Annotated in this window: 8 protein-coding genes; 4 read left to right on the top strand and 4 right to left on the bottom strand. The window is 27.4% G+C overall.

What is annotated here, in order from left to right; all coding sequences use genetic code 11:
- The 3 genes from rny to HMPREF9131_RS00195 form a co-directional block, all read left to right on the top strand.
- Window positions 1-1,374: ribonuclease Y (gene rny / locus HMPREF9131_RS00185; protein WP_009344703.1), on the top strand; the 1,374-nt coding region annotated here is incomplete at its 5' end.
- A gap of 41 nt (window positions 1,375-1,415) precedes the next feature.
- A complete protein-coding gene (locus tag HMPREF9131_RS00190) occupies window positions 1,416-2,396 on the top strand; it encodes a tyrosine recombinase XerC (protein ID WP_009344704.1) in 981 nt (326 codons plus the stop codon).
- The gene (locus tag HMPREF9131_RS00195) at window positions 2,396-3,049 is read left to right on the top strand and encodes a copper amine oxidase N-terminal domain-containing protein (protein ID WP_009344706.1); all 654 of its coding nucleotides are present in this window, start codon (window positions 2,396-2,398) and stop codon (window positions 3,047-3,049) included. The genes HMPREF9131_RS00190 and HMPREF9131_RS00195 overlap by 1 nt, the downstream gene beginning before the upstream one ends.
- Before the next feature lie 852 nt (window positions 3,050-3,901).
- Here the strand turns inward: HMPREF9131_RS00195 and glyA are convergent.
- Entirely contained in the window at window positions 3,902-5,140 is a 1,239-nt protein-coding gene (gene glyA, locus HMPREF9131_RS00200) for a serine hydroxymethyltransferase (protein WP_009344705.1), read from the bottom strand.
- A 103-nt stretch (window positions 5,141-5,243) separates the two neighbouring features.
- Here glyA and HMPREF9131_RS00205 point away from each other — a divergent pair, with 103 nt between their 5' ends.
- Complete coding sequence (locus HMPREF9131_RS00205; RefSeq protein WP_009344708.1) at window positions 5,244-6,998, top strand: NFACT family protein; 1,755 nt, start codon at window positions 5,244-5,246, stop codon at window positions 6,996-6,998.
- A 67-nt stretch (window positions 6,999-7,065) separates the two neighbouring features.
- Here the strand turns inward: HMPREF9131_RS00205 and HMPREF9131_RS00210 are convergent, their stop codons facing one another.
- From HMPREF9131_RS00210 to HMPREF9131_RS00220, 3 genes are all read right to left on the bottom strand, one after another.
- Window positions 7,066-7,386, bottom strand: a complete 321-nt coding sequence (locus tag HMPREF9131_RS00210; RefSeq protein WP_004824070.1) for a YerC/YecD family TrpR-related protein — start codon at window positions 7,384-7,386, stop codon at window positions 7,066-7,068.
- A gap of 146 nt (window positions 7,387-7,532) precedes the next feature.
- On the bottom strand, window positions 7,533-8,189 hold the full coding sequence (locus tag HMPREF9131_RS00215; RefSeq protein WP_009344707.1) for an ATPase: 657 nt from the start codon (window positions 8,187-8,189) through the stop codon (window positions 7,533-7,535).
- A gap of 1 nt (window position 8,190) precedes the next feature.
- A complete protein-coding gene (locus HMPREF9131_RS00220) occupies window positions 8,191-8,424 on the bottom strand; it encodes a hypothetical protein (RefSeq protein ID WP_004823981.1) in 234 nt (77 codons plus the stop codon).
- Between the last annotated feature and the right edge of the window lie 74 nt (window positions 8,425-8,498).

An 8,498-nucleotide genomic window follows, 5' to 3' on the forward strand; every position in this document is an offset into this window, starting at 1 on the left:
GAACTTTTAGTTGAAGCTAAAGATGAAATCCAAAAAATTAGAGCTTCTGAAGAAAAGAAAATAAATAGTCAGAAGGCTGAACTTAAGCAATTAGAATCTAGAGTGCTTAATAGAGAAGAACAGATTGAAAGAAAATCTAATCAAGTTGATAAAAAAGATGAGAAATTGTCACAAAAACTTGAAAGTCTTAAGGAAAAGGAAGAAACTGCTGAAAAACTTATCGCTCAGAGAGAAGAAGAACTTCAAAAAGTTGCAGGCTTAACTGCTGAAGAAGGTAAAAAAATTCTTCTTAGCCAATTAGAAAGCCAAATAACTCAGGAATCAGCTTTAATTATTAAAGAAAATGAACAAAGAATTAAGGATGAATCAAATAAGTATGCAAGAGATGTAATTGCAACAGCTATTCAAAGAGTAGCTGCAGACCAGGTTACTGAAACAACAGTTTCCGTTGTTAATCTACCTAATGATGAAATGAAAGGTAGAATAATTGGTAGGGAAGGTAGAAATATCAGAGCAATTGAATCTTTAACAGGTGTTGACTTAATAATTGATGATACACCGGAAGCAGTAGTTTTATCTTGCTTCGATCCAGTTAGACGTGAGGTTGCTAGAGTTGCCTTGGAAAAACTTGTTAATGATGGTAGAATTCATCCGTCACGTATTGAGGAAGCTGTAAATAAAGCTCAAGAAGAAGTAGAAACAATAATAAAAGAATCTGGAGAACAAGCAGCTTATGATGCTGGTGTTCATGGATTGCATCCTGAAATTATTAAGTACCTTGGCAGACTAAAATATAGAACAAGCTATGGACAAAATAACCTTAAGCATTCTGTGGAAGTTTCACAAATTGCTGGAATTTTAGCAGCAGAAATAGGTGCAGATGTTAAGCTAGCTAGAAGAGGCGGATTGTTGCATGATATAGGTAAGAGTATTGACCATAATATTAACGCAACTCACGTTGAACTTGGTGTCGAAATTGCTCGTAAATATAATGAGCCTGAAAAAGTTATTAATGCTATAGAATCTCATCATGGAGATGTTGAACCTATATGCGTTGAATCTATTCTTGTTCAGTCAGCTGATGCTATTTCAGCTGCAAGACCCGGAGCAAGACGTGAAACTGTTGAAGCTTATATTCAAAGACTTGAAAAGCTTGAAGAAATTGCTAATTCATTCCAAGGAATAGAAAAATCTTATGCAGTTCAAGCTGGTAGAGAAATTAGAATTATCGTAAAACCTCAAGAAATTTCTGAGGCTGAAATAACAATAACTGCTAGAAATATTGTTAAGAAAATTGAGGCAGAACTTGATTTTCCGGGACAAATTAAGGTTAATGTCATTAGAGAAACAAGAGCAGTTGAATATGCAAAATAATATAAACCTGACTATAAAAGTCAGGTTTTTTTAGGAGAATTATGATTAAATCAAATATTTTAGATGATTTTTTAGATTATCTATCTTCTTCTAAGGGACATTCTGAAAATACTATTAAAGAATATTATTATGATTTAAGAATTTTTCTTAGATATATGATATTAAGAAAAACTAATTTTTATGATAATGTCAAATCTTTAGATGAAGTTGATATTGATAAGGTTGATGAGGATTTATTAAAAGCTATAAATAAACAAGATATTTATGCTTATATTTCATACCTTGATAAAGAAAGAAAACTTTCAAATAAGTCAAAGTATAGAAAAATTTCTGCAGTAAGGGCTTTTTTTGATTATTTAACAAATAAAATAGACCTATTAAAGATTAATCCTAGTGAGAGTGTGGATCTCCCTAAAATTGAAAAATCTTTACCTATATATTTGAATTTAGACCAAGCCATTAATTTATTAAAGACCATTGAAAATTCTAAAGAAAATGATTTTTATAGGACTAGAGATTACTGTATTTGCACTTTATTTTTAAATTGTGGTATGAGACTTTCTGAACTTAGTCAAATTAATATTTCATCTATAAAGGATGAGATGATAAGAGTATTAGGTAAGGGAAATAAAGAGAGACAAATTTATTTAAATAATGCTTGTATATATTCTATAAAAAATTATTTAATGCATAGACCAAAGGTTTCAACAGATGCACTTTTTATAAGTATGAGAAAAAAGAGAATGTCTAACAGGTCTATCCAACATATGATTGAAAAACATATCAGAAATTCAGGGCTAGATCCAAACAAATATACTGTTCATAAATTAAGACATACTGCAGCTACTTTAATGTATCAGTATGGAAATGCTGATATAAAGTCCTTGCAAGAAATTTTAGGTCATGAATCTATAACAACTACACAGATTTATACTCACGTTAATGATGCTATGTTAAAAAATACAGTGGAACAAAATCCTCTGTCTAATATAATTGAAGACGAAAATAAAGGAGAAATATAATGAATTTAAAAAAGAAATTACTTGTATTTACACTATCAATTGTAACTATTACAAGTTCAAGTGTTTTTGCGGCCGGTAAACTTCCTAAGGAAGCTAGCAATACAAAAATAGATATTTATATTAATAACCAAATAAAAGCTATTCCTGATACTTATGGCAAAGCTTATTTAGATAAAACTAATGATAGGGTAATGGTACCTATCAGATATATAACAGAGGAGTTAGGAGCCTATATTCAATTTTATACTGAAGCGCAAACCAATAAGCAAGGAATACTTATAGGCGGTGTCGGAACAAAATTGATAAAAATGAATATTGGTGAAAAACAAGCTACTTTTCATGAAAATAGCGGTAAAGAAGTTATAGAAACAGATGCTGCACCAATATTATATGATGGAAGGACATATGTTCCTATTAGATTTATTTCTGAAGCTATGGGATTAAAAGTTAACTGGAAAGACAATAATGTATATATTGAAGGCTCTTTTAAAAATAAGCCAAAAGATACAGACAAAAATATTGAAAAAAATACAGATGAAAATAAAAGTTCAAATGCTAGTAAAAATTCTCTTGATGAATTATTTAAAAACACTGATAAAAATGATAGGGAAGATAAATCTTTAGTCGGTGAAAAGTCAAATCTTTATATGTAATAAAAATTATTTGTTATAAAAAAATATTTTGCTATTTTATAGACTTAAGATATATTTAAAAAATAGACGTTTTAATTATATAAAACGGTGATAACAGTTAACAATAGGTTATAATCTAAATTATATTGATTATATTTTAATTAATTCAAAGAATGTCATTGTCTATTGTTTGATAAACCATTATTTCTTAGTATATGGGAATATATTTTGTATATTATAAAAAGTATAAGATATTAAAAGCAAAGAAAATTATCCTTTATATTGAATAAAGGCGAGAGTAAAAAATAGTCACAAAATAATAATTTTGTGACTATTTTTGTATTATTTTATAATTTTTTAATATCTCAAAGCCTTTGATTATACCTTATAGAAAGATATATTATAAATATTAATCATATTTATTGTTTATGCAGTAATTCTATGCTAGTAAATCTTTTTAAGGAAAATTTTAATTTTATAATCATACACAGTTAAATTAAATTCGAGATTTTTTCTTAGATCTAATATATAACTATAATTAATTCAAACCTTTTTATTCTTTATATTATATAAATTTGTTTAAATACGAAAAAATATATTCTATACTTATGTTCTGAAATTATTTATAGATTAAATAAATATTATTTGTTGAATTTATTAATTTTAATGACCAATTACACGAATCATCTTAAATTCATAAATTAACTATTTTTTAATAAAATAACTTAATTTATATATTTGTTTCATTATTAGGAAAAATTAGGAAAATTTTCATATAAGAACATTAAAACATATGTACAAATATATGTTCGAACATATATTTACATATACCTATTAAAATAGAGATAAGACTTATGCCTTATCTCTATAGATTTAATTTTCATATAAAGGAAAAGATTTTAAAATTTCTAAAACTTCAGCTTTAATTGTTTGTGCATCTCGCTTTTGTTTTAGGGCATCTATCATTAATAATGCAATTTTTTCAACATCATTTTCTTTCATTCCTCTTGTAGTAATGGCAGGTGTACCAATTCTAACACCGCTGGTTACCATTGGTGTTTGAGGGTCGTTTGGAATAGCATTTTTATTTGTAGTAATATTTACTTCTGACAATAACTTTTCTGCTTCTTTGCCTGTTAAATTTAAGTTTCTAACGTCTAAAAGTAGTAAATGGTTGTCAGTTCCTCCTGATACAAGTCTTATGCCACCTTCTTGTAACACATCTCCCATTTTTTGTGCATTTTTAATAATTTGTTCAATGTAAACTTTAAAGGAGGGTTCTAATGCTTCTTTAAAGCATACCGCTTTGGCAGCTATTATATTTTCAAGTGGTCCACCTTGGAAACCTGGAAAAACAGATTTATCTAAGAGTTTTTTATTCTCGTTATTAGTTAAGATAATTCCACCTCTAGGTCCTCTAAGGGTCTTATGAGTAGTGGATGTTACAAAATCAGCATATGGACAAGGATTCATATGAAAACCTGCAGCAACGAGTCCAGCAATATGAGCCATATCTACCATCAGATAAGCACCCACCGCATCAGCTATTTCTCTAAATTTAGAAAAATCTATTTTTCTTGGATAAGCTGAAGCTCCAGCTACAATTAGTTTTGGTTTTACCTCTTTTGCTAATTTATAGCAAGCATCATAGTCAATTCTTTCAGTTTCAGGATTTAAACCATAGGAAGTGAAATTATAAAATTTTCCAGAAAAGTTTACTGGACTTCCATGGCTTAAGTGACCTCCTTCGTCAAGATTCATTCCCATAACTTTATCGCCTGGTTTTAGAAGAGCTGAATAAACAATTAAATTTGCATTTGAGCCAGAGTGTGGTTGTACATTTGCATGTTCGGAATTAAATAGTTTTTTTAGTCTTTCTATTGCCAAAGTTTCAATAGTATCTATATGTTCACAACCAGCATAATAGCGCTTTGCTGGATATCCTTCAGAATATTTATTTGTTGGTGTAGAGCCTATTGCCTCTAAAACAGCTTCTGAAACAAAGTTTTCTGATGCTATTAATTCAACATGTTCTCTTTGCCTCTTAGTTTCTTTTTCTATAGCGGAAAAAATTTCAAAGTCGACTTTTTTTAAATTTTCCTTAATTTCCAAAATTATACCACCTTTCCCCTTCTTAATTAGTTTAATTAATTATACTATTTTTAACACTATAAAACAATGAAATATTTATGTTATAATTAACTATGGTGATTATATGTCTTTAGACGGTAGCGTTTGTGCATGCCTAGTGTATGAATTAAATAATAAATTAGTAAATGGTAAAATAGATAAAATTTACCAACCTTCAAAAGATGAGATTCTTATAAATATAAGAGCTTCAAGAATAAAGTATAAATTGTTGTTGTCGGCATCTGGAAATTATCCTAGAGTTCATTTAACAGAAAATATTATTGATAATCCAAGCAATCCTCCAGCATTTTGTATGTTGCTTAGAAAACATTTAGAAGGAAGTATTTTAAATCAAATCACTCAATATAAAATGGATAGGATTATAAAATTTGATTTTTCTTCAAAAGATGAATTAGGATTACTTGAAGATAAATCTTTGATACTTGAGATTATGGGTAAATATTCTAACATAATTTTAGTGAATAAGGACTCTAAAATACTAGATAGTTTAAAAAGGATTAATTTTAATAAGTCAAGAGTAAGAGAAATTGTTCCAGGAGCTATTTATAATCCAATAGATATATCTAAAGGATCAGATCCTAGGGATGAATATGATTTAAAATCAAGAATATTAAATGCTGATAAAAATTTAAATCTAAAAAGATTTTTGATGAATACTTATACCGGTATTAGCCCACAAATGGTAATGGAATTAAACTATAGAAGTGGTATTGATATGGATAGAGCTTTCTTGTCATATAGCGAAAATGATATTAATATGATAGAAAAAAGTTTTTATGAAATTTTTGAATCTATAAAAAAATGTAAATTTCAACCGATTAAAATTTTAAAAAGTGAAAAATTTTCAGATTTCTACTCCATAGATTTGAAGTTTTATAACGATAATGAAAAAATCAAAGTTTCTTCAATTAATGAGCTTTTAGATGAGTTTTATGCTCATAAGCAAGTGGATAATAGGATTAATTCTTTAACATCGAATTATCAAAAGATTATTAGGCTGAGTATAAAAAGAACCAAAAGAAAATTAGAATTTCAGGCACAAGAATTAAATGAAGCCTTAGATAGGGATAGATATAAAGTTTATGCTGATTTAATTTCTTCAAACTTTCATAATATAAAACCCGGAGACAAAACTCTTAAATGTTCAAATTATTATGATAATATGAATGAAATTGAAATACCTCTAGATATAAAATTAAATGCTCAACAAAATGCCAATAGATACTATAAAAAATATTCAAAATTGAAAAAAGCTGCAGGGATTTTATACAAGCAAATTGAAGATGATAAGGCTTTAATATCCTATTTAGAATCATTGTTATTAAATATAAGCCTGATGGAAAGTTTAGATGATATAGAAGACTTAAAAGAAGAGATGCAAAACCAAGGCTTAATTAAAAATAATAAAAGAAATTTAAAAAAGAAATCTAAATCAAATACAAAAAACTTTTTAGAGTTTGAGATGGATGGTTACAATATATTCCTGGGTAAAAATAACAAGCAAAATGATTATTTGACATTAAAATTTGCTAATAAGGATGATTACTGGTTTCACGTTAAAGAAGGACCAGGTTCTCATGTAATCTTAAAAAATAAAGGTGATAATCCACCAATTGATGTTCTCAATGCCTGTGCTGCATTAGCAGCAAAGTATTCTTCTTTCGGAGATTCTAATAATGTACTTGTTGATTATACGAAAAGGATTAATATAAAAAGACATCCCAGTAATAAATTAGGATTGGTCATATATCAAGATTTTTCGACAATAAATATCAAAAGTACTAATGAATTTTTACAGAAACTTGTAAAAAAGGGTTAAAAAATTCAATATTATAAAAGGGCTTATAAGATAATAAGCCCTTTTATGGTTTAATCAAAAATAAAGATTATTCTTTGTCCTTATCATTATCATTTAGTAAACCAAGTTTTTCTAAAACTATTTTATAACCATCAGCACCATAATTTAAAGATCTGTTTATTCTAGATATTGTTGCTGTAGATGCTCCAGTTTCGCTTTCAATTTCATGATATGTTTTTTCTTTAATTAATAATTTAACTACTTCTAATCTTTGAGATATAGCTTTAATTTCTTTAACGGTACAAATATCTTCAAAAAATCTGTAGCATTCTTCCATATTATCTAATTCAAGAATAGCTTCAAATAAACCATCTGTTTGTTTACTTTTAATTTTTGAATTATATTTCATGATATCCTCCTAATCAAATGTAAATATTTTATTGAATAATAAAGTTTTATTGTACGTATAACAACTATCAATATCATACTAACAATTTCTTGTATTAAAGTCAAGCACTAATTAATCTTTTAAAACTTTATTTGAATAATTTGTTTTTAAATATTTTCATTAATCTCCTCTACACAGCTCACACCATTTTTGATGTCAACTGAATAGGATTTATCGCATATTTGTGCAAGATGAGCATTATGTGTAACCATAATTATTTGTCTTTTAAATAATGAGCTAGATTTACTTAGAAAATCTCCTAAGTTAAAAATATAGTCCTCGCTAACATGTTTTCCTGGTTCATCTAAAATTATTGGTCCCTGCAAAACAGGTTTATGTAGTTGAATAAAAGCTATTCTTAGAGCTATGGAAATTATATCTACAACTCCACCTCCCCTTTCAAGTTCTGGCTTTGTTATAATACTATATCCTTCATCATAATTACTTCTCACATAAAATTCTGCATTTGGAACTGAGCGTTTTTCAGAAAGTTCAATTAAAAATTCAATATCAGTTTCAAAAATAAATTGTAAGCATCTAGTCACTAAGTCTTCTACTTGTCTTTTTGATTGTTCTCTGGCATAAGTTGCTGTTTTTTGAAATAATAAAATTACTTTAGTTAAAAGATCTTCATATTTTATTTCTTTATCCAATTCTTTTTTTGTATTTTCAAAGTTTTGACTAATAACTTGCAGCTTTCCCTTTTCTATATTTAATTTTGAATTTATTTGCTCCAATTTTTTATTTAATTCTTCTAAATTCATTTTATACCTTTGGCATCATAGAGTCTGCTTTTTGGAATAGATCTACAATTTCTTTTTCAAGTTTTTCTATTTCCATAGATAAGTCTTCAGGCTTTATGCCCTCTTTTTCTATTTCCTTTAATAATTCTGCTCTTTGACTTTTTAAACTTTCTAGTCTAGCATCAGCTTTGTATTTCAAATCTTTTGCTCTATCTAACTGTTTTTTTAAATTATTTAATTGGTCTTCGTAATTCATTTAATCCTCCAAAAGATGTCTATTTATATGTTTCATAGAATCGTCAGTTATTGTATTAAAACAAAATGGGCATA

The sequence above is a fragment of the Peptoniphilus sp. oral taxon 836 str. F0141 genome, assembly GCF_000179335.1.
Lineage (GTDB): Bacteria > Bacillota > Clostridia > Tissierellales > Peptoniphilaceae > Peptoniphilus_A > Peptoniphilus_A lacrimalis.